The 20,540-nt window shown below is 64.3% G+C and carries 16 protein-coding genes; 9 read left to right on the top strand and 7 right to left on the bottom strand.

Annotated features, from left to right (window positions below):
- Nucleotides 1-44 precede the first annotated feature (44 nt).
- The 6 genes from IC234_RS20430 to uvrA all read right to left on the bottom strand — a co-directional run bounded on the left by IC234_RS20430 (nt 45) and on the right by uvrA (nt 8,120).
- A complete protein-coding gene (locus IC234_RS20430) occupies nt 45-1,814 on the bottom strand; it encodes a T9SS type A sorting domain-containing protein (RefSeq protein WP_190928362.1) in 1,770 nt (589 codons plus the stop codon).
- Between the two features lie 186 nt (nt 1,815-2,000).
- Complete coding sequence (gene prmA / locus IC234_RS20425; protein WP_190928360.1) at nt 2,001-2,831, bottom strand: 50S ribosomal protein L11 methyltransferase; 831 nt, start codon at nt 2,829-2,831, stop codon at nt 2,001-2,003.
- A 101-nt stretch (nt 2,832-2,932) separates the two neighbouring features.
- The gene (locus IC234_RS20420; RefSeq protein WP_190928358.1) at nt 2,933-3,277 is read right to left on the bottom strand and encodes a hypothetical protein; all 345 of its coding nucleotides are present in this window, start codon (nt 3,275-3,277) and stop codon (nt 2,933-2,935) included.
- A 108-nt stretch (nt 3,278-3,385) separates the two neighbouring features.
- A complete protein-coding gene (tpiA, locus tag IC234_RS20415) occupies nt 3,386-4,153 on the bottom strand; it encodes a triose-phosphate isomerase (RefSeq protein WP_190928356.1) in 768 nt (255 codons plus the stop codon).
- Nucleotides 4,154-4,225: 72 nt separating this feature from the next.
- Nucleotides 4,226-5,107 carry a hypothetical protein gene (locus tag IC234_RS20410; RefSeq protein WP_190928354.1) on the bottom strand — a complete coding sequence of 294 codons (882 nt, stop codon included), beginning with the start codon at nt 5,105-5,107 and terminating at the stop codon, nt 4,226-4,228.
- 160 nt (nt 5,108-5,267) lie between these two features.
- Nucleotides 5,268-8,120 (bottom strand): excinuclease ABC subunit UvrA, encoded by a 2,853-nt coding sequence (gene uvrA / locus IC234_RS20405; protein WP_190928352.1) that lies wholly within the window; start codon nt 8,118-8,120, stop codon nt 5,268-5,270.
- Between the two features lie 164 nt (nt 8,121-8,284).
- On the opposite strand from uvrA, the gene IC234_RS20400 reads away from it, so the two are divergent.
- The 7 genes from IC234_RS20400 to IC234_RS20370 all read left to right on the top strand — a co-directional run bounded on the left by IC234_RS20400 (nt 8,285) and on the right by IC234_RS20370 (nt 17,531).
- The gene (locus tag IC234_RS20400; protein WP_190928350.1) at nt 8,285-9,676 is read left to right on the top strand and encodes an alpha/beta hydrolase family protein; all 1,392 of its coding nucleotides are present in this window, start codon (nt 8,285-8,287) and stop codon (nt 9,674-9,676) included.
- A gap of 174 nt (nt 9,677-9,850) precedes the next feature.
- On the top strand, nt 9,851-11,326 hold the full coding sequence (locus IC234_RS20395) for an alpha/beta hydrolase family protein (protein WP_190928348.1): 1,476 nt from the start codon (nt 9,851-9,853) through the stop codon (nt 11,324-11,326).
- Nucleotides 11,327-11,524: 198 nt separating this feature from the next.
- Nucleotides 11,525-12,580: a ComEA family DNA-binding protein gene (locus IC234_RS20390; RefSeq protein WP_190928346.1), complete on the top strand. Its 1,056-nt coding sequence runs from the start codon at nt 11,525-11,527 to the stop codon at nt 12,578-12,580.
- Between the two features lie 153 nt (nt 12,581-12,733).
- The gene (locus tag IC234_RS20385; protein ID WP_190928344.1) at nt 12,734-13,369 is read left to right on the top strand and encodes a (2Fe-2S)-binding protein; all 636 of its coding nucleotides are present in this window, start codon (nt 12,734-12,736) and stop codon (nt 13,367-13,369) included.
- 57 nt (nt 13,370-13,426) lie between these two features.
- Nucleotides 13,427-14,410 (top strand): FAD binding domain-containing protein, encoded by a 984-nt coding sequence (locus IC234_RS20380; RefSeq protein ID WP_190928343.1) that lies wholly within the window; start codon nt 13,427-13,429, stop codon nt 14,408-14,410.
- A gap of 139 nt (nt 14,411-14,549) precedes the next feature.
- The gene (locus tag IC234_RS20375) at nt 14,550-16,880 is read left to right on the top strand and encodes a xanthine dehydrogenase family protein molybdopterin-binding subunit (RefSeq protein ID WP_190928341.1); all 2,331 of its coding nucleotides are present in this window, start codon (nt 14,550-14,552) and stop codon (nt 16,878-16,880) included.
- A 3-nt stretch (nt 16,881-16,883) separates the two neighbouring features.
- The gene (locus IC234_RS20370) at nt 16,884-17,531 is read left to right on the top strand and encodes a nucleotidyltransferase family protein (protein ID WP_190928339.1); all 648 of its coding nucleotides are present in this window, start codon (nt 16,884-16,886) and stop codon (nt 17,529-17,531) included.
- 24 nt (nt 17,532-17,555) lie between these two features.
- Here the strand turns inward: IC234_RS20370 and IC234_RS20365 are convergent, their stop codons facing one another.
- Nucleotides 17,556-18,830: an MFS transporter gene (locus tag IC234_RS20365; protein ID WP_190928336.1), complete on the bottom strand. Its 1,275-nt coding sequence runs from the start codon at nt 18,828-18,830 to the stop codon at nt 17,556-17,558.
- 129 nt (nt 18,831-18,959) lie between these two features.
- Here IC234_RS20365 and IC234_RS20360 point away from each other — a divergent pair, with 129 nt between their 5' ends.
- Both IC234_RS20360 and IC234_RS20355 read left to right on the top strand, forming a co-directional pair.
- Nucleotides 18,960-19,364, top strand: a complete 405-nt coding sequence (locus IC234_RS20360) for a hypothetical protein (RefSeq protein ID WP_190928334.1) — start codon at nt 18,960-18,962, stop codon at nt 19,362-19,364.
- A 292-nt stretch (nt 19,365-19,656) separates the two neighbouring features.
- Nucleotides 19,657-20,295: an RNA polymerase sigma factor gene (locus IC234_RS20355; protein ID WP_190928332.1), complete on the top strand. Its 639-nt coding sequence runs from the start codon at nt 19,657-19,659 to the stop codon at nt 20,293-20,295.
- Nucleotides 20,296-20,540: the final 245 nt, after the last annotated feature.

Raw genomic sequence — 20,540 nt, 5'->3', positions numbered from 1 at the left:
GGCGGGCTTTTCCTTTTTAACTCTTCCTTTTTAACTCAGCAATGCTACTCGTGTGTGCACTTCGCCGTCAGGCTCACGTTGGCATCGGTGTACACCACCAGGTAGTTGCCTTTGGCCAACGAGCCCAGGTTCACCGGCGTGGCCACGCCACCGGCGGCGGGCTTGAACGAGGCCACGCGCTGGCCCACGAAGTTGTAGACCGCGAGGCTGGCGTCGGCGCTGGCGCGGGGGTGCTCCACGGTCAGCTGCTCGGCGGCGGGGTTGGGAAACAGCTGCAAAGGCTGCGATACCGCGCCGCTGGCTTTGGTGCCCGAAACCACGGTCGCGAGGCCGTTGAGGTAGTTTTCGAGGTTGGTGTAGCCGTTGGCGGCAATGAACTGGCGGTCGGCCGGGTTCAGGGGCGCAAGGCCGTTGTTGAGCTCGTACACGTCGGGCATGCCGTCGTGGTCGGAGTCGACGGGCGCGGCCCCGCAGCTCAGCACGGGCCAGGCCACTATCGAGGTGCTGATGGGCGTTTTGGCCGGAAAGCCGCCCTGCACGTCGATGATGGCGCCGGTGCGGTTTTGCACGTCTTGCACAATGCGCTGGTCCAGCGGGTCGCGCACCGGCAAGATGCAGCCCGCGCCCTGCAGCACCGAGGCGTAGGCATCGGTGGCCGTCTGGGTATTGAGCGGGGCAATGTTGAAGGGCGTTGCCACTTTCGACAGCGCGGTATCGGCGGCGGTACCGCCGTTCATGGACACCCCCTTCCAGTTGGCGGCGGTCACGGTGGGGTTGCTATCCACGTAGTTGCCAGCAATGTAGAGCTGCGGATAAGGCAACACCGGGGCCGAGGTTTGCTTGTAGGCCTGAAACACCCGTGAGCGGTTGGTGGTGCTGGTGCCGGAGTTGGGGCCGTACTTGTAGTAGTTGTTCACCATGTTGTAGTTCCCGCCTTCGCCGCCGTACGCATTGGCACCGGTGCCCCAGTTGTAGATGACGTTGTTGCGGAAATCGCAGTTTTCGGAGCCGATGGCGGCCCCGTAGCGGGTGCCGTTCCAGCGCGGCGTGCGGCTCACGCAGTGCGCAAACAGGTTGTGGTGGAACGAGGCCCGCCGACCGCCCCAAATGCCGCCGTAGCCGTGGCGCTCGTAGTCGGTGTCGCCCGTCTCGAAGTGGTAGGAGTAGTTCAGCGGCTCCGAAATGATGTTCCACTGCAAGGTCATGGAGTCGGTGGTGGCGCCGTAGAACGTGAAGGCCTCGTCCATGCTCCAGCTCATGGTGCAATGGTCGATGAGGATGTTTTTGCGCTCGGTGCCGCTCAGCGCGTCCTCGTCGCCGTTGCCGTTCACCATGCCAATGTTGGTCTGCTGCGGGTAGGCATCGCCGGTGCGGAAGCGCATGAAGCGAATAATCACGTTGTTGCCGTTCACCTGCACCTGGCGGTCGGCCAGGCAGATGCCGTCGCCGGGCGCGGTTTGGCCGGCCAGCGTGGTGTTGGCCGGAATGCTGAGCCGGTTGGTAAGGCGAATGGTGCCGCACACCCGAAACACGATGGTGCGGTAGGGCGCCATCGCGGCCGACTGGCTGCAGGCGTAGCGCAAGGTGCCGGGCGTGTTGGTGTCGGCCAAGCTGGTCACTTCGTACACCGTGGTGGGCACCGAAGACTTGCCGCGGCCGCCGGTCACGAAGCGGCCGGCACCCTCCGCGCCCGGAAAGGCCAGCTGCTGCGCCTGCGCGGCGGTGCTCGCCAGCCCGCCCGCGGCGGCCAGCAAACCCAGCCCGAGGCGGGACCGAAAGAGCGAAGAGAAAAGTGGGGAGGAGAAAAGAATCATGGCGAAAAGTTGGGAGTCAGGCAGGAGAATGCCGGCCCGGCATCGCAGCAGCGCGACCCGAAAAACCGGCAATTCCCCTCTAAATATTACGCCCCAACCGCCCAGCAACTGCTGCCAGCCGGGTTTTTATTCGCGCAATCGTTGCCGGGAACGATGCCATTCCTAGGCCTTCATCCCGCCCTCATTTTATTCCTTCTCGAAAATGGCCGACACCCAGCTGCGCAGGGTGCGGTGGCGCTGGTAGCGCAAGCCGTGCTTGCTGGCTTCGGCCTGTATTTTCGGCAGGTCCTCTTCGTAAAAGCCGCTGAAGAGAATGGGCCGGCCGCTGGGCAGCAGGCGGGCGTATTCGTGCATGTCTTCGAGCAGCACGTTGCGGTTGATGTTGGCCAGAATGAGGTCGAAGGGCTCTTCGTTCGCCAGCGTCTCCACCCCGCCGAGGCGGCACTCAATGTTGTGGCACTGGTTTTCGGCGGCGTTGTCGCGGGCATTTTCCACGGTCCAGGGCTCGGTATCCACGGCCAGCACCTGGCGGGCGCCCAACATTTCGGCCATGATGGCCAAAATGCCGGTGCCGGTGCCCATGTCGAGCACGCGCAGGCCTTTGTGGTCCACGTCGAGCTGGTTTTCAATCATCAGCGCCGTGGTTTCGTGGTGGCCCGTGCCGAACGACATGCGCGGCATGATGACGATGTCATAATCCACACTGTCGGGCTTGGGGTGAAACGGCGCCCGCACTGAAACCCGCTCGGCGATGACGAGCGGCTGGAAATTTTTCTCCCACTCGGCGTTCCAGTTCTGGCGCGTGATGGTGCGGTGCGAGTGGTTCAGGTCGCCAATGCCGGAGTAGCGGGCCATGATTTCCTCCACGGCGTCGGGGTTGAAGGCGTCTTCGGTGGTGTAGGCGCAAAAGCCGGCGTCGTTGTCCTCGAAGGTGTCGAAACCTACTTCGGCCAGCTCGGCCACCAGAATGTCGGCCAGCTCGCGCGGGGCCTCAACGGTCAGTTCAATGAAATCCATTGGTCAAGTAAAAGGGGAAAGGCAGGGGTGAAAAAGGTGAAACGGAGAAAAGCTTCGGTGGGCACGACGCCTGCTTTCAACTCGTCACCTATACCCGTTGCCTATTGCTTGCAGCCGGCAAACGACCGCACTTTGGTGTAATGAATGCTAAAGTCGGCCCGGCTGCGGTCGGTTACCACCAGCAGCACGTAGTCGGCAAAGTCGCGGGCGGGCGCATCGGCCCAGAGGCCGGCTTTGTCGGCAAATAATTTGTTGCTTTCCTTGAAAACGAGGACGTCGGCGAAGGCCTCCTCGGGCTCTACGTACACCGTGCCGTGGCAGTAGCCGCGGCGGGCGGGGTCGGTTTCGAGGTACACCGAGCCGAAGATTTTGCAGGGCTCCAGCGGGCCGGCGGGGCTTTTGACGGGCGCGAAGGCCAGCAAAAAGGAAAGGAGAATGGAAAGCATGCGGGTGTGAGGTAAACGTGGGCTTGCCGTATCGGGCAAGGTTGCAAAGGGTCCGGTTGGTTCACCAATTATCAAGCCACGGACGGCAAGCCCCTGCTTGCCTCGCTATCAGAACGACTGAATGATGGCCGTGAAGTCGGCCGCTTTCAGCGACGCGCCGCCGATGAGGCCGCCGTCGACGTCGGGCTGCGCAAACAGCTCGCGCGCGTTCTGGGCATTGGCCGAGCCGCCGTAGAGAATGGTGGTGTCGAGGGCGGCCTGGGCGTCGTAGGCACGGGCAATGCGCTCCCGAATAAAGGCGTGCACCTCCTGCGCCTGCGCGCTGGTGGCCGTGCGGCCCGTGCCGATGGCCCAGATGGGCTCGTAGGCGATGGTGACCTGGGCAAACTCCTCGTTTGAGAGGTGAAACAACCCGTCGGTGAGCTGCTTGCCGATGAAGTCGAAGGTCTCGTCGGCCTCGCGGGTATCCAGCGACTCGCCCACGCAGAAAATCGGTTTCAGGCCCGCGGCCAGGGCGGCTTTCAGCTTCTGGCTCAGCAGCTCGTCGGTTTCGCCGAAGTACTGGCGGCGCTCCGAGTGGCCCAAGATGACGTACTCGCAGCCCACCGAAGCCAGCAGCTTGGCCGACACTTCGCCGGTGAACGCGCCGCTTTCTTTCTGGTGGCAGTTTTGGGCACCCAGGTGGAAATTGCCGCCCTGCGGCAAAGCCTGGCCCACGCCGTGCAGCAGCGGAAACGGCGGGCACACCACCACTTGCAGGCCGTTGGCGCCCACGCTGCCGTACCCGGCCAGCCGGGCAATTTCTTCTACCAGGGCCAGGGCCTCAGGGTAGGTCAGGTTCATTTTCCAGTTGCCGGCAACGAGGTTTTGGCGCATGAGTAGCGGGGCGAATTAAATGGGAGTTTCGCCGCAAAGCTACGGGCCAAACCGCTGGCTGGACACACCGCCCTACTCCTCGACCCGGGCCGCCTTGCGAGCCGCAATCTCGGCTTCGATGGCCGCAGCGGCTTCGTCGCGCAGCTGCCAGGGCGTTTTGCGGGCGCCCAGGCGCGAGAGCACCACCCCGCCAATGGCCGCCGCGGTGGCCGCGGCCAGGGCCGCCCAGCCCAGCTCCGGAATTTCGCGCAGGCGCACCACCCATATGGCCACCAGCGCCCACGCCACCACCAGCGGAAACACCATGTCGCGGAAGGCACGGCTGATGACGAAGGCCAGCCCCACCAGCACCATCAACAAAATGATGGTGAACACCAGCGAAAGCCCTTCGGCGGTTTGCCAGCCCAGCTGCCGCAGCCCGATGGTGATGTTGATGGCCGAAGCCACCGATATCCAGCCCAGAAACAGCGAAAAGGGCACGCCGGCCAGCGCCGGGGCCGCATCGGCAAAAATGCGGCGGCGGGCCCGCCCGTAGGCCACAATGAGGCAGCCGAGCAGCAACAGCATCACGCCCACGCTGGGCAATATCATTTCGTAGGCAAACAGCACCACCCAGGCGCTGGTGGCCACACACGCCAGCGTGAGCGGCCGGGCCAGGGCGTCCGGAAGCGAGAGCTGGCGCTGGGCCGGCCGCAGCTGCCACCCCGAATACACCAACAAACCCAGAAAAATCGGGCCCCAGATGCTGAAGGCGTAGCCCGCCGGCGTGAGCAGCGTGGGGTACTTGGCCGACACCTGCCCCATGGTCTGGCCATTGAAAGGGTGGGTGTTGGAATAGTAGTTCAGAAAAATGGTGCCCCAAATGGCCAGGGCAGTCAGCCAGCGCCAGGCCCGGCCCATGGCCGTGGCAGTTGGCGCTGCGTAATGGTCGGTAACGGGGGCGGGGGCGGGCATACGCAGACGGGATGGGTCTCAACTACCTACGCGCGTAGTGGGCGGGATGGATTAGGCGCAAGGCTTCCCAATAGGCGCACCGCCGGGCGAGGCGGCTTCCGATTACTTCGGATTAAACCGCCTCGCCGTTGCTTACGGGCAACCGCTTGAGACCACAACGTTACACTTTCTCGGCCAAAAACCGAGCAGTGTGATTGGTATCTTTCAGTTTTACCATGTCTTCCGGGGTGCCCTCGAAGAGCAGATGCCCCCCGTTGAGGCCGCCCTCGGGGCCAAGGTCGATGAGCCAGTCGGCGCACTTGATGATGTCGACGTTGTGCTCGATGATGAGCACGGAGTTGCCCTGCTCCACCAGCGCGTTCAGGGCGGTGAGCAGCTTGCTGATGTCGTGGAAGTGCAGGCCGGTGCTGGGCTCGTCGAAGATGAACAGAATCTTATCCTGCTGAAGCGTAGCGCCTTTGGTGAGGAACGAAGCCAGCTTTACGCGCTGGGCCTCGCCGCCCGAAAGCGTGTTGGCCGACTGCCCCAGGCGGATGTAGCCCAGGCCCACGTCTTCGAGCGGCTTGAGGCGCTCGGCCACTTTGGGCTGGGATTGGAAGAACTGCACGGCGTCGGTGACGGTCATTTCCAGCACCTCGTCGATGCCTTTTTCCTGGAATTTAATTTCCAGAATGTCCTGCTTGAATTTGTGGCCGCCGCAGCCTTCGCAGGTCAAATAAATATCGGCCATGAACTGCATCTCGATTTTCACTTGCCCCTCGCCCTGACACACTTCGCAGCGCCCACCGTCGACGTTAAACGAAAAGTGAGAGGGCTTGAGGCCGCGCGCCTTGGCCAGCGGCTGCTCCGAAAACAGGGTCCGAATCTGGTCGTAGGCCTTCACGTAGGTGACGGGGTTGGAGCGCGACGACTTGCCGATGGGGTTTTGGTCCACGAACTCGACGTGCGTCACCTGCCCGTTCACGCCGGTGAGGCGGTCGAACTTGCCGGTGCTTTCGCCAGCGCCGCCGCCCAGCATCTTCATCAGGGCCGGCGCCAGAATGCGCTTGATGAGCGTGGACTTGCCCGAGCCCGACACGCCCGTGACCACCGTCATTACGCCCAGCGGAATCTTCACGCTCACGTTTTTGAGGTTGTTTTCGCGGGCGCCGGTCAGCTCCAGGGCGTTGCGCCAAGGGCGGCGCACCTTGGGCACGGGCACCTCCATTTTGCCGCTCAGGTACTTGCCGGTGTAGGTTTCGGTGTCCTGCAGCAGCTGCTCCATGGTGCCCTGGAACATGAGGTTGCCGCCACCGCTGCCGGCTTCGGGGCCGATGTCGATAATCTGGTCGGCGGCCTCCATCATTTTCTCCTCGTGCTCCACCACCACCACGGTGTTGCCGAGTTGCTGCAACGAGCGCAGCACGCCGATGAGCTGCTCCGCATCCTTGGGGTGCAGGCCAATGCTGGGCTCGTCGAGCACGTACATGGAGCCCACCAGCGCCGAACCCAGCGAGGTGGCCAGCGAAATGCGCTGGCTTTCGCCGCCGCTTAGGGTGTTGCTCAGGCGGTTCAAGGTCAAGTAGCCCAGGCCCACGCGGTTGAGGTAGCCGAGGCGGTTGGTGATTTCCGTCACGAGGCGCTCGGCCACTTTGGCGTCGTGCTCGCTCAGGCTCATGTTCTGGAAGAAAGCCAACGCGTCGGAAATGGGCAGCAGCACGATATCGGCAATGCTGCGGCCGTCGATGCGCACGTACTGGGCGTCTTTGCGCAGGCGGGTGCCGCGGCAGTCGGGGCAGGTGGTGCGGCCGCGGTAGCGGCTCTGCAGCACGCGGTACTGGATTTTGTGGGTTTGCTCGCTCACCCACTTGAAGTAGGCGTCCAGGCCCTGGAAGTACTTGTTGCCGGTCCAGAGCAGGCGCTGCTCGGCCTGGCTGAGCTCGTTGTAGGGCCGGTGAATGGGGAAGTCGAAGCGGATGCCGTTTTTCAGCAGCGGCTTCAGCCACTCGCCCTGCTTTTCGGTGCGCCACGGCGCGATGGCGCCCTCATACACGGTCATGCTCTTGTCCGGAATGACCAAGTCCTCGTCGATGCCGAGCACCGAGCCGAAGCCTTCGCAGGTCTGGCAGGCGCCGTAGGGGTTGTTGAAGGAGAAAAAGTTGACGCTGGGCTCCTCGAAGGTGATGCCATCGAGCTCGAACTTGTCGGAAAACGTGCGGGTTTCGGGCTCGCGGTCGGCGCCGGACATCTGCACCAGGCAGGTGCCGTGGCCTTCGAAAAAAGCGGTTTGCACCGAGTCCGACAGGCGGAAGAGCAGGTCCTCGTCGTCGGGGCGCAGCACGGCTCGGTCAATCATGATGAAGACGTCGCCCGTCACTTCGGGCTGGCCTTCGGCAATCAGGTCTTCAATTTGCGAGGTTTCGCCGTTCACCACCACGCGGCTGTAGCCCTTTTGCAAGAGCAAATCCAGCTCCTTGCTCATGGCGCGCGTGGGGTCGGGGCGGTGCAGCGGGGCCAGTATCATGGCGCGGGTGCCCTCGGGCTGCGCGGCCAGAAAATCGACCACATCGGCCACGTTGTCTTTGCGCACCTGCTCGCCGCTGACGGGCGAAAACGTTTTGCCCACCCGCGCAAACAGCAGCTTGAGGTAATCGTAAATCTCGGTGCTGGTGCCCACCGTCGAGCGGTTGTTCTTGATGCTCACCTTCTGCTCGATGGCGATGGCCGGCGAGATGCCGCGGATGTAGTCCACGTCGGGCTTGTCCATGCGGCCCAGAAACTGGCGGGCGTAGCTGCTCAGGCTTTCCACGTACATGCGCTGGCCCTCAGCATATAAGGTGTCAAATGCCAGGCTCGATTTGCCCGAGCCCGAAAGGCCCGTCACGACGATGAACTGGTTGCGCGGCAACGCCACGCTGAGGTTTTTGAGGTTGTGAACCCGGGCGTTTTTGATGAGGATGAATTCGCGCGGGTCGAGGTGGTCAATGGCGTTGTCGGACGGCGCCGAAACTTGCAAAGCGTCTTTTTTGGGCATAAACGAACTAACAGCGAGGAGGGGCCGGAAGGTTTCGGCCGCGGGCATTTGCTGCGGTTACGAAGGTACGGCCGCGCGGGAGGGGAATATTTTTCCGCATCATGAAAATCCGCCTGAGCGGCGTCGTAGCATTGCCTTCCCGTTCACCGCTTTTCCACTTCCTCATGCCCACACTTACCCGCTTCTTCCTCGGCACTGCCGCCGCGCTGCTCAGCAGCTTCGGTGCCTGCGCCCAGACGGTCCGCCCCAGCCTCACCGGCGACTGGAACGGCGCGCTCGGCCCCATCGACTTCATCCTGCACCTCACCGACCCGGCCGCCGGGCCACGCACGGCCACGCTCGACATCCCGGCCCAAAAGGCCAAGGGCCTACCCCTGCAGTTCACCGCCCCCGGCGACAGCGTGTACCTGCGCCTCGCCCAGCCCGAAGCCCGCTTCGCCGGCCGCCGCTCGGCCGACGGCCAGCAGCTGCTGGGCGAATGGCAGCAGGGGCTGCGCGCCTTTCCGCTCACGCTGGCCCGGGGCGCCACCGGTGCAAAGCCCGCCCTACGCCGCCCCCAAACGCCGCAACCGCCCTTCCCCTACCAGTCGGCCGACATCACGTTCAGAAACGAGAAGGCCGGCGTGACGCTGGCCGGCACCTACACCGTGCCAGCCGACAAGGGCCCTTTTCCGGCGGTGGTGCTGCTCACCGGCTCGGGCCCCGAAGACCGCAACGAAACCATCTTCGGCCATCAGCCCTTCGCGGTGCTGGCCGACTACCTCACCCGGCGCGGCATCGCCGTGCTGCGCTTCGACGACCGCGGCGTGGGCCAGAGCGGCGGCACCCAGCAAAACATGACCAGCGCCGACTACACCACCGACGCCCAAGCTGCGCTGGCCTGGCTGCGGGCCCAGCCGGGCATTCGCAAAAACCAGGTGGGCGTGCTGGGCCACAGCGAGGGCGGCACGGCAGCCATTGGGGCGGCCATTCAGCCGGCGGGGCCCGATTTTTTGGTGCTGCTGGCGGCGCCCGGCATTGCGGGCGATGAGTTGATTGTGCAGCAGTCGCTGGCCCTCACCCGCCTGCAAACGACGGATGCCGCGCAGCTGGCCGCCGTCGAAAAACAAGCGCGGGCCATGACGCAGATTGTTCAAAAAACGCCCGACGACGCCCAGGCCCGCGCCCAGCTCACGGCCCTCTACAACCCCACCAATGCCCCGGAAATAAAGGCCGCGCTGGAGCCGCAGCTGGCCAACATGGTGTCGCCCTTCTACCGGCACCTGCTGGCCGACCGCCCGGCCCAAACGCTGGCCAAAGTGCGCTGCCCGGTGCTGGCCCTCGGCGGCAGCAAGGACGTGCAGGTGCCCGCCACCCGCAACCTGGCCGCGACGGCGGCCGCCCTCAAAGCCGGCGGCAACCGCGACGCGACCACGAAAGAGCTGCCCGGCCTGAACCATCTTTTTCAAACCGCCACCACCGGAGGCATCGGCGAATACGGTACCATCGAGGAAACTTTCTCACCCGCCGCCCTGCAGCTTATCGCCGATTGGATTGCGCAGCATACCAATAAGTAAGCTTCAGCTGCTTTTCAGAAACACCGCTCCACGGCCCGGCCCCCAGGTCGGGCCGTGTTGTTGGTAGGCTTTGCATCAGTTGCTTTTTTATTGGCCAGGCTATCCTTTTTCTGTACTTTTCAGGCTTGAATTACGTAAGACGTTATTAGAGCCACGTTAGAATAGTCTGATTCCATGATAAGATTTTTACTTGCCGCCATTTTTCTCGTTACCTCCACGCTCAGTGCCTCGGCAGCTACCCCACCCGCCGCCGCTGCCCCGCTCAATGGCCAGTGGAAGGGTCCGCTGAAGCTGCTTGGCGGCCAGATTACGGTGGTCATCACCATCGTGCCGCTCACCAACGGCACTTACTACGGCGCCCTCGACGCACCCCAGCAGCGCATCAGCCGCATGCCCGTGGAAGTCGACCTGAAGGGCACCGACCTCACCCTGCGCATCGAGCAGGCCGGCAGCAGCTTCGTGGGCAAGGTGCTGGAAGGCGGTGCCAAGCTCAGCGGCACCTGGACGCAGCCGGGCGTGAAATCGGCCATGGTGCTCACGCGCAGCCTGGCCGGCGCGGCGCCCACCAAGCTGCGCATTGCCCCGCCCTACCGCGAATCGCAGGTTAGCTTCCAGAACCCTGGCACCCGGCAGAAGCTGGGCGGCACCCTCACCGTGCCGGCCGGCGAAGGACCGTTTCCGGCCGTGGTGCTGCTCTCCGACTCGGGCCCGCAAAACCGCGACGTGGAGGTGACCGGCTACCGCATGTTTGGCCAGCTGGCCGACTACCTCACCCGCCACGGCATCGCGGTGCTGCGCTTCGACGACCGGGGCGTGGGCCAGAGCGGCGGCGTGTACGCCAACGCCACCACCGCCGACCTCGTGAGCGATGCCCAGGCGGCGCTGGCGTTTGTGCGCACGCGGCCGCTCATTGCGGCGGGCCGGGTGGGCCTGCTCGGGCACGGCGAAGGCGCCAACGTGGCCCTGCTCACGGCCGCCGCGCCGGGCCGGGCGCCGGCTTTTGTGGTGTCGCTGGCCGGTTACGGGCAGCCGGGCTACAACGTGCTGCTGCGCCAGCAGGGCGAAATCATGCGCCTGATTGGGGCCGACCCCGCCCAGGTGAAAGCCGCCCAGGACGTGTACCAGCGCACGGTGAGCGTGATTCGCCAAACGGCCGACGACGCGGCGGCCCGTGCCAAAGTGGTGAGCCTGCTCAGCGGCGCCAACACGGGCTTCGACGCCGCCATGGCCCGCGCCCGCGCCGTGCAACTCACCTCGCCCTGGGCCCGCTATTTCTTCGATTTCGACCCGCAGGTGCAGCTTGCCAAGGTGCAGAGCCCGGTGCTGCTGCTCAACGGCACGGCCGACCTGCAGGTATCGGCCCGCCGCAACATGACGCTGCTGCACCGCGGCCTGCGCCGCGCCCACCGCGACGTGACCTCGGTGCGGCTCGATGGCGTGAACCACTTGTTTCAGCCCTCGCCGGCCCAATGGCCGCTGGTGAATGGCCAGCAGCAAGCCACCTTCTCGCCCATTGCGCTGAAGAAAATTCAGGACTGGGTGGCGCTCGAAACCAAAGCCCCGGGCATCCCGGCGCGCACGCCGGCCAAGCGGCCGGCCGCCGAGCCCAAGGTGGCCAAGTCGGCCGCCACGGCCCGCCCCCGCGGCTAAGCCCCGGCTGTCAGGCCCAACCGTGCAGCCCGGCTGATGAGCAAGCCCTTGCCCATCGGCCGGGCTGCGTGGCAAACGGCTTGGCGTATGGGTTTTTGGCTTATACTTGCTTCTGCTTTTCCGGCCGCGGGCAAGGGCGTTTTGCCGGAAGCTCTTTCTCTCTTCTACCTCATTCGCGCCCCCTCAAGGGCACCTTCCATGGCCGCTCCGCCGCCTTCGCCCCACCCCCGCTGGTCCTGGGACGACTCGCGCCCCATGCGCTGGGTGCGCCGCTCCTTCGGCTACTCGCGCGGCGAGGCCAGGGGCCTGCTGGGCCTGCTGAGCCTCATGCTTCTCACCGTCGTGGCGCCCCTCCTGCTTCGGCCCGAGCTGCCCGTTTATCTGCCCGAAGCCGACCAAAAGGGCGTCGACGAGCTGGCTGCGCAGCTCAAAGACCACCGCACCGTGGAGCAAGGCTTTGCTTCGCGCTACCCTCGGCGCGAGTTCCGGAAATTTGAGCGCAATGCGCCGCGCTACCCGGCCGTGCCACGGGTGCGCCTCAGTCCCTTCGACCCCAACGCCCTTTCGGCCGAAAGCTGGGAAGCGCGGGGCGTGCCGCACTTTGTGGCCGCCCGCCTCGTGAAGTACCGCGAGGCCGCCGGCGGCTTCAAAGCCAAGGCGCAGGTGAAGAAGATGTATGGGCTCGATGACTCGGTGTTTCAGCGGTTGGCGCCGTTTATGCAGCTGCCCGATGAAGCACCGCGGCGCGACTACGCCGCCAACCGGCCGGGCCCCGATGGCAAATTCCCGCCCTTTGCCGCCGGCGACCCTGCTGCCTCCAAATTTCCCCGCAAGCCCCGCCACCTCCAGCCCTTCGACCTCAACCAGGCCGATACCACCCAACTGATGCAGATTCGCGGCATTGGTGCGGGGCGGGCCAAGTGGGTGGTGAAGTACCGCAACCAACTGGGCGGCTACCTGCGCGAAGACCAACTGGACGAGGTATTTGTGCTGCGCGACGCCCCCGACCTGCGCGACAGCCTCAAGAAATACACTTATGTCGCGCCTGGCTTCGCGCCCAAAACCGTGAACGTGAACACGGCCACCTTCGATGAGTTGTATTTGCAGCCCTACATCGGCAAGCCGCGGGCACGGGTCATTGTGGCTTATCGGCAGCAGCACGGGCCTTTTAAATCGGTGGAGGACTTGAAGCAGCTGCCTACCCTCAAGCCCGCTGATTGGGAAAAGATGCGGCCCTACGTGCGCTGCGAATAAGGCGGGCGCGGGGAGCGTAGCCGATTGAGAAGCCAAAGGCGAGCCGGCGCAAAAACCGGCGCACCGAGCGGAGCATCTATATATTCCAACACGCTTTCTGCCAACCATTACGCCTTCAATCTAGTATTATCAGTCCGGCTAACCCCTTGCGCCATGACTGATGATTTGACCCCTGCCACCGGCAACGGCTTGGCGGCCTCCGACGACGGCCGCCGCACCTTTATCAAGCAAGCCTCTGGACTGCTGGGACTGGCTTTGGCTCCGCCCTTGGTGGGCCAGGCCGAGCGGCTCACGGCAATGGCCAAAAAGGTGGAGGGCGTGAGCGAGATGCGCCTGAAAGTCAACGGTGCCTTGCGCACCATCAAGGCTGAGCCGCGGGTGAGCTTGCTCGACGCCCTGCGTGAACACCTCGACCTCACCGGCTCGAAAAAAGGGTGCGACCACGGCCAGTGCGGCGCCTGCACCGTGCTGGTCGACGGCCGCCGCGTAAACAGTTGCCTCACCCTAGCCGTGATGGCGCAGGGCAAAGAAATAAAGACCGTGGAGGGACTGGCCAAAGGCGAAGAGCTGCACCCGCTGCAGCAGGCATTCCTCGACCACGACGGCTTCCAGTGCGGCTACTGCACGCCGGGCCAGCTCATGTCGGGGGTGGCGTGCCTCAAGGAGGGCCACGCCAAAACCGACGGCGACGTGCGCGAGTGGATGAGCGGCAACCTGTGCCGCTGCGGGGCCTATCCCAATATCGTGGCCGCCATCCGTGAGGTAGAAAAGAGCGGATTTAAGGGGTAAAACGTCACGTCGAGCGTCGCCGAGACGTGACGTTCTTTCTGTAATCAGAATCGAGTTATGAACAACTTTTCCTACCTCTCCACCACCACGGCCAAGGACGCCACGGCCGCCGTAACCGGCACCAAAGGCGCGGCTTTTATAGCCGGCGGCACCACGGTGCTCGATTTGATGAAGCTGAACGTGGAAAACCACAGCGAACTGGTCGACATCAACCTGGTGCCCTTCAAAGGCATCGAGCAGACGGCCGACGGCTTGCGCATTGGGGCGCTGGAGCGCATGAGCGACGTGGGCGAGCACCCGCTGGTGGTGCAGAACTACCCCGTCATTTCCCAGTCGTTGTTGCAAGCGGCTTCGCCGCAGCTGCGCAACATGGCCAGCATCGGCGGCAATTTGCTACAACGCACGCGCTGTGGATATTTCCGCGACGTTGCTTTTCCCTGCAACAAGCGCAATCCGGGCTCCGGGTGCCCAGCCCAGGAGGGCGAGAACCGCAATCTGGCCATTTTGGGCGGCAGCAAGGCTTGCATTGCCACCCACCCCGGCGACCTGGGCGTGGCCTTGGCGGCGCTGGATGCGGTGCTGCTGCTCGAAAATGCCAAAGGCAAGCAACGCCGCGTGCCGCTGGTCGATTTCCACGTGGTGCCGGGCAACACGCCCCAGCGCGAGACCGTGCTGGAACCCGGCGAGCTCATCGTGTCGGTAACGGTGCCAGCGGCGGCCCACGCCCGCAAGTCGATGTACCTGAAAGTGCGTGACCGGGCTTCGTATGCTTTTGCGCTGGCCTCGGCCGCCGTGGGGCTCGATGTGCAGGGCGGGCAGATTCGGACGGCGCGGGTGGCGCTGGGTGGCGTGGGCACCAAGCCCTGGCGGTCGGTGGCGGCCGAGAAAATTCTGACCGGTGCCCCCGCCACCGAGGCCACGTTTCGGGCGGCGGCCGCGGCGGCGGTGAAAGACGCCCAGCCCCGCGAGCAAAACCGCTTCAAAGTAGAGCTGGCGCAAAACACGCTGGTGCGGGCACTGCTGGAATTATCGGCCGCGTAGAAAGGCCGTTATGCAGAGCGCAGCGAAGCATCTCGCGTGCCGCCACTAATCAAATTTGAAGAAGTGCTACCCCAAGCGAGATGCTTCGCTGCGCTCTGCACGACGGCCTGGTAGGTCATCCTAATCAATCCCAACGGTCATGGAACACGAACCCGCTTTTTTCGAAACTTCGCCCACGCCCGGCGTGGTGGGCAAGCCGCTAAACCGCGTGGACGGTCGCGACAAGGTGATGGGCAAGGCCAAATACTCGGCCGAATACCCGCTGCCGGGCCTCACCTACGGCGTGCTCAAAACCAGCGACATCGCCAAGGGCCGCATCCAAAGCATCAACGCCAGCGCGGCGCTGAAGGAGCCCGGGGTGCTGGCCGTGTTCACGCACCTCAACCTGCCCAAGCCCGCCAAAACGCCCAACGACGCCGAAGGCAAAAAAGCCATCGGCGCGCCCATGGGCTTCTTGCCGCTGACCTCGGACGCTATTCACTACGCCGGCCAGCCCGTGGCCCTGGTGGTGGCCGACACATTTGAGCGCGCCACCCAGGCCGCTGCCCTGGTGCGCGTGAGCTACGCCGCCGAAGCCCCCATTGCGGCCTACACCGACAAACGGGCGCAGCGCTTCAACCCCGAGAAAATCCAGGACGGCAAGGCCGACGGCTACACCCGCCGCGGCGATGCCCAGGCCGCCATGGCCGCCGCGCCCGTGCAGCTCACGGCCGTGTACACGCACGCCATCAACCACCACAACCCCATGGAGCCGGGCGCCACCACGGCCATCTGGGAAGCGCCCGACCGGCTGACGGTGTACGAATCGACCCAGGGCGTGACGCGCACGCAGAAGTCCCTGTCGGCCTACCTGGGCCTGCCCCAAGACCAGGTGCGGGTCGTGACGAAGTACCTCGGCGGCGGCTTTGGCTGCAAAGGTTCGTGCTGGCCTCACACCGTGCTCACGGCCCTGGCGGCCAAGGGCGTGGGCCGGCCGGTGAAGCTGGTGCTGAGCCGCAAGCAGCAGTTCACGAGCATGGGCCACCGCGAAGACCAGACCCAAACCCTGCGCCTGGGCGCCACCAAAGAAGGCAAGCTGCTGGCCCTCATCCACGAAAAAACGTCCACTACTTCGCCCTGGGACAACTACGCCGAGGCCAACAGCAAAATCATCAATCTGCTGTACGACTGCCCCACGTTTGAGTCGCACTACGAGCTGGCGCGCGCCAATGTGATGACTTCCACCTTCACCCGGGCCCCTGGCGAGGCGCCGGGCTCGTTTGCCATTGAGTGCTCCATGGACGACTTGGCCTATCAATTGGGTCTCGACCCCATCGAAATTCGCCTGCGGAATTACGCCGAAAAAGACCCGAGCACGGGCCAGCCCTGGAGCAGCAAAAGCCTGCGGCAGTGCTATGCCCGCGGCGCCGAATTATTTGGCTGGAGCAAGCGCAACCCCAAAGCCGGCGTGACGAAAAATGGCCGCCTGCTGGTGGGCTACGGCATGGCCACGGCCAGCTACCCGGTGCACAACTCGCAGGGCACGGCCCGCGTGCGCCTCTACGCCGACGGCCACGCCGTGGTGCAGGCCGGAGCCACCGACCTCGGCACTGGTACCTACACCGTGATGACGCAGGTAGCCGCCGACTCGCTGGGCCTGGCGCCCGACAAAGTCCGCTTCGAACTAGGCGATACCAAGCTGCCCACCGCGCCCAACTCAGGCGGCTCGGTGGCGGCCGGCACGGTGTCGTCGTCCGTCTACATGGCCGCGCAGGACGTGTGGGAGCGCCTCACCAAAATGGCCATCAAAGACCCCAAATCACCGCTTTTCAAGGCCAAAGCGGAGGATGTGGCGATGGAAAACGGCCGGTTGCAATTGAAGAAGGACGCTTCGAAAGGCGAAGATTTCAAAGCTTTGATGAAGCGCGCCGGCATCGACGACATTGAAGGCAGCGGGCAGGGCAAATACGGCTCCGGCTACGAGGCCGGGCAGTCGGCCGCCACTGCCCCCGACGCCCACAAGGATGAAGCCGGCAAGCATTCCATGCACTCCTTCGGCGCCCACTTTTGCGAGGTGCAGGTCGACCCCGACCTGGGCACCGTGCGCGTCACGCGTTGGGTGAGCGTGCACGGCGCCGGCCGGATTCTCAACGCCAAGACGGCCCGCAGCCAGATTATCGGCGGCAGCATTTTCGGCATCGGCGCGGCCCTGATGGAAGCCACCGCCCGCGACCCGCACTACGCCCGCTATACCAACGCCGACCTCGGAGATTATCACATCCCGGTGAACGCCGACATTCCGGACATGACCGTGGAATTCATCGACGAGCACGACCCCTACATCAACGCCATGGGCGTGAAGGGCATCGGCGAGATTTCGATGGTGGGCGTATCGGCCGCCGTGGCCAACGCCGTGTTCCACGCCACCGGCAAGCGCGTGCGCGACCTGCCCATCACCCCCGATAAGATTTTGGGCACAAAATCCGTTTAGGCAATGGCTGCCCCTGAGTCCACCGCCAGCGCCACTGCTTCGGCTGCCACCGGCTCGGCGGCAGCCGAAGCAGTGGCGCTGGTACTATTAGCCGCCGGCGCCTCCACCCGCATGGGGCGCCCCAAGCAGCTCCTCTCCTACCGCGGCCGCACGCTGCTGCGCCACGCCGCCGAAACGGCCGTAGCCAGCGGCTGCACGCCTGTTGTGCTGGTGACGGGCGCCGTGCGCGAGGCGTTGGCCGCCGAGGTAGCGGGCCTGCCCGTGCAGGTGGTGCACAACCCCGATTGGGAAACCGGCATGGCGTCCTCCATCCGCGCGGGCCTGGCAGCAGCTCAGCCAGCCGAGCCGGCGGCGGTGCTCATCATGCTCAGCGACCAGCCCCACCTGACGCCGGAGCTGCTGCGGGAGCTGGTGCAGCGGCAGCGCCAAGCCCAGGCGCCCATTGCGGCGGCGGCCTACGGCGACGCGCTGGGCGTGCCCGCCGTGTTCGACCGGGCCTTGTTTTCTCAGCTTATGGAGCTGCGTGGCCAGGCCGGCGCCGGCCGCCTCATTGCCAGCTACGGGCCCGCCGTGGAGCGCATTGCGTTTCCGGCGGGCTTGCTTGATGTAGACACGCCCGAGCAATACGCCGCGCTGCTGCAGAACGGGTAGCGCCACGGCAGCCAGCCCCCGCACCTACTTCGTGCCCGATTCCAGCTTGCGCAGCTTGTCGGCCTTCCAGGTGGTGATGGCCACCACCAGCAGCGTCATCAGCCCACCAAACACCACCGAGCGCACCGTGCCCAGCAGCCGGGCCGCCGTGCCGCTCTCAAACGCGCCAATCTCGTTGCTGGAACCAATGAAAATGTTGTTCACCGCCGACACCCGGCCCTTCATGTACTCGGGCGTGTAAACGTGAATAAGCGTGGAGCGCACAATCACGGAAACCGAATCGAACACGCCCGTGAGGAACAACAGAAACAACGACAGGAAGAAGTTGCGCGAGAGTGCGAAGACAATGGTGGCCAGCCCAAAGCCCGCCACTGCCCACAGCAGCTTCAGGCCGGCCTTGCGCTTCAGGGGGTAATACGTGAGAAAAATGGCCATCAGCACCGAGCCAATGGCAGGAGCCGCTTCCAACTGCCCGAAGCCGCGCGCGCCCACTTTCAGGATATCGGAAGCAAACACCGGCAGCAGCGCCACCGCCCCGCCAAACAGCACGGCAAACATGTCCAGCGACAGCGCCGCCAGCACCAGCTGGTTGCCGAAAATGAAACGCAGGCCGCTCAGCACGCTGTCTTTCAAACTCAGGCGCTCGCCTTCCGTGGGCGGCAGCGGCCGGTCGGCAATGCGCGCAAACTGCACCAAGCCCAGCGCCAGCAGCCCCAACGCCACGGCGTAGGACCAGGCCACGCCCAGCGGCTCGATGAGAAAGCCGCCCAGTGCCGGCCCCAGCACTGCCGAGGCCTGGTAGGTGGTGCTGTTCCAGGTAATGGCGTTGGGCAGCAGCGCGCGGTCGGGCAGCAGCTGCGGCATGAACGAGAATAGCGCCGGGCCCATGAAGCCCCGCGCCAGTCCGCTCACAAAAATCACCGCATACAGTGGCAGCGTGTAGAGCGCCCCCTTTGCCAGCAGCCCGATGCCGTAGGGGCTAGCCAGGGCCGCCAGGGCCGCCGCGCACAGCACCAGCACCGCCAAGGCCATCACCACAATGCGCTTGCGCCGCACCGTATCGGCCACGTAGCCGGCGTAGAGCGACACCACGATGCTGGGAATGGCCTCCGACAGCCCGATGAGGCCCAGCGCCAGCGGGTCGCCGGTGAGGTGGTAAATCTGCCAGCTCACGACCAGCCCCTGCACCCGCGTAGCCACCGTGAGCAGGGTGCGGGTCGACACCAGGCGGCGGAAATCGGGCACGCGCAGGGCCGCGTAGGGGTCGTGAGCCGGGGCAGAATCAGCAGAAGGCAGCATAAGCAACGTCGAAAAGGCCAGTACGGCAGCCGCGGGCAAAGGTAGGCCCAGGCGGGCCGCAGGGTTAGGTCCAGCCGCGGGATTCGTCTATCTTGGAGCTTCTCTCGCACCGCTTGTTTTGCCCGGTTCATGTCCGCCTTTGGCCTGGAAATAACGCCCCGCCCCGACCTGCCGGCCATCGTGGCCCGCTGGCAGCGCGAAATCAGCGCGCCCGAACTGCAGGCCGGCTATTTCGCCATTCTGGAAGCCGCCGACACACTGGGCTGCTGGCGCTGGCTGCTCGACCTGCGCCGCCGCGACGAGCTGGTGTCGGCCGAACTCACGCACTGGATGAACGCCGACTTTTTCCCGCTGCTTCCGGGCCGCTACTCAGCGCCAGTGCGCTTGGCGTTTCTGGTGTCGCCGTTGCGCGCGCTGCAGGAGCAGTCGGCCAGCTCCGTGGCGGCCATCAGCGCCACCACGCGCCCCCACCACGGCTACCTCACCGCCTTATTCACGGAGGAAGCCGCTGCTTATCAGTGGTTAGCGCAGTAACCAAAGGCTTTGGCGAATAAATACTTATTTTTTGAAACTTTTTTCAGATTTTTTATTCCACAATTCTGCGCCAGCAACGCGTAGATGAAGTTTTGCGGAAGGTTGCTTCGTTTTTCTTACAGAATTTTGGCTTTTTTTCTTTTTCGACTCTTGCGCATGTGGTTTTCGTCGCTCTACATTTGGAACGATTCTAGCGGGTAAAAAACCTGACTCCCGGTCGCTCCCAAATTTTTTTCTCGGTAACTGCATACTATGGCCTAAAGCTCTACGTTCCCTTATTCCGTAGCCCTTTATGGACCTCTTGCAACCGAGCGACTCCGCGCTCATCTCGCTCTACCTGGCTGGCCAGGAATCCGCCTTCGCTATCCTGCTGGAGCGGCACCGCAGTCGTGTGTTCACGACCATCCTCCTCATCGTGCGCGACGAGGACGTGGCCGAGGACCTGTTGCAGGATACGTTCATCAAGGCCATTCACACCTTGAAAGGGGGCCGCTACAACGAAGAGGGCAAGTTTGCCCCCTGGATTTGCCGCATTGCTCACAATTTGGCCATCGACTCGTTCCGCCGCGGCAAGCGGACGCCCCACGTCAGCCTCAGCGACAACGACCGGCTGACCAACACCCTCACCCTCGCCGACGACGGCCCGGACGATATCCTGGCCCGCGAGGAAACCCACACCCGCCTGCGGGCGTTAATCCAGGAGCTGCCCGCCGCCCAAAAGGAGGTGCTGCTGATGCGCCATTACGGCGACATGAGCTTCCAGGAGATTGCCGACGCGACCGGTGTGAGCATCAACACGGCCCTGGGCCGCATGCGCTACGCGCTGATAAACCTGCGGAAGAAAATGACCGCACATTCCCTGCACGATTATGATTCAAACCTTACCCCATTCGACACTGCTCCAGTATGTGTACAACGAATTGCCTCCTGAAAGGCAGCGCGAGGTAGAGGAGGCGTTGCAGCACGACCCGGAACTGGCAGCCACGTGCGCCGACCTCCTTTTGGCCCAGCGGGCACTCGACGGCGTTCGCCGCGAGCCGCGGGCCCACACCTCCGAGGCCATATTGCGCTACTCGCGCACTTTTTTAGCCAAATCCTAAGTCCGTTCAACTTTTTGTGGCAGCCGCTGCAGCCCCTGCGCTGGAGCCGAAAACACCAGTAGTTGACGCCCTATGC

This window comes from Hymenobacter armeniacus (assembly GCF_014699055.1).
Taxonomy (GTDB): domain Bacteria; phylum Bacteroidota; class Bacteroidia; order Cytophagales; family Hymenobacteraceae; genus Hymenobacter; species Hymenobacter armeniacus.
Note: the sequence above shows the minus strand (reverse complement) of the source record. Positions and strands in the feature narration are given on the sequence as shown.

What these genes read in the sequence shown, in the direction of transcription:
- IC234_RS20360 (WP_190928334.1), top strand. Translation starts at nt 18,960, where the DNA reads ATGTCCGCCTTTGGCCTGGAAATAACGCCCCGCCCCGACCTGCCGGCC.
- IC234_RS20410 (WP_190928354.1), bottom strand. Translation starts at nt 5,107, where the DNA reads ATGCCCGCCCCCGCCCCCGTTACCGACCATTACGCAGCGCCAACTGCC.
- IC234_RS20430 (WP_190928362.1), bottom strand. Translation starts at nt 1,814, where the DNA reads ATGATTCTTTTCTCCTCCCCACTTTTCTCTTCGCTCTTTCGGTCCCGC.
- IC234_RS20380 (WP_190928343.1), top strand. Translation starts at nt 13,427, where the DNA reads ATGAACAACTTTTCCTACCTCTCCACCACCACGGCCAAGGACGCCACG.
- IC234_RS20375 (WP_190928341.1), top strand. Translation starts at nt 14,550, where the DNA reads ATGGAACACGAACCCGCTTTTTTCGAAACTTCGCCCACGCCCGGCGTG.
- IC234_RS20355 (WP_190928332.1), top strand. Translation starts at nt 19,657, where the DNA reads ATGGACCTCTTGCAACCGAGCGACTCCGCGCTCATCTCGCTCTACCTG.
- uvrA (WP_190928352.1), bottom strand. Translation starts at nt 8,120, where the DNA reads ATGCCCAAAAAAGACGCTTTGCAAGTTTCGGCGCCGTCCGACAACGCC.
- IC234_RS20365 (WP_190928336.1), bottom strand. Translation starts at nt 18,830, where the DNA reads ATGCTGCCTTCTGCTGATTCTGCCCCGGCTCACGACCCCTACGCGGCC.
- IC234_RS20390 (WP_190928346.1), top strand. Translation starts at nt 11,525, where the DNA reads ATGGCCGCTCCGCCGCCTTCGCCCCACCCCCGCTGGTCCTGGGACGAC.
- IC234_RS20370 (WP_190928339.1), top strand. Translation starts at nt 16,884, where the DNA reads ATGGCTGCCCCTGAGTCCACCGCCAGCGCCACTGCTTCGGCTGCCACC.
- tpiA (WP_190928356.1), bottom strand. Translation starts at nt 4,153, where the DNA reads ATGCGCCAAAACCTCGTTGCCGGCAACTGGAAAATGAACCTGACCTAC.
- IC234_RS20385 (WP_190928344.1), top strand. Translation starts at nt 12,734, where the DNA reads ATGACTGATGATTTGACCCCTGCCACCGGCAACGGCTTGGCGGCCTCC.
- prmA (WP_190928360.1), bottom strand. Translation starts at nt 2,831, where the DNA reads ATGGATTTCATTGAACTGACCGTTGAGGCCCCGCGCGAGCTGGCCGAC.
- IC234_RS20420 (WP_190928358.1), bottom strand. Translation starts at nt 3,277, where the DNA reads ATGCTTTCCATTCTCCTTTCCTTTTTGCTGGCCTTCGCGCCCGTCAAA.
- IC234_RS20400 (WP_190928350.1), top strand. Translation starts at nt 8,285, where the DNA reads ATGCCCACACTTACCCGCTTCTTCCTCGGCACTGCCGCCGCGCTGCTC.
- IC234_RS20395 (WP_190928348.1), top strand. Translation starts at nt 9,851, where the DNA reads ATGATAAGATTTTTACTTGCCGCCATTTTTCTCGTTACCTCCACGCTC.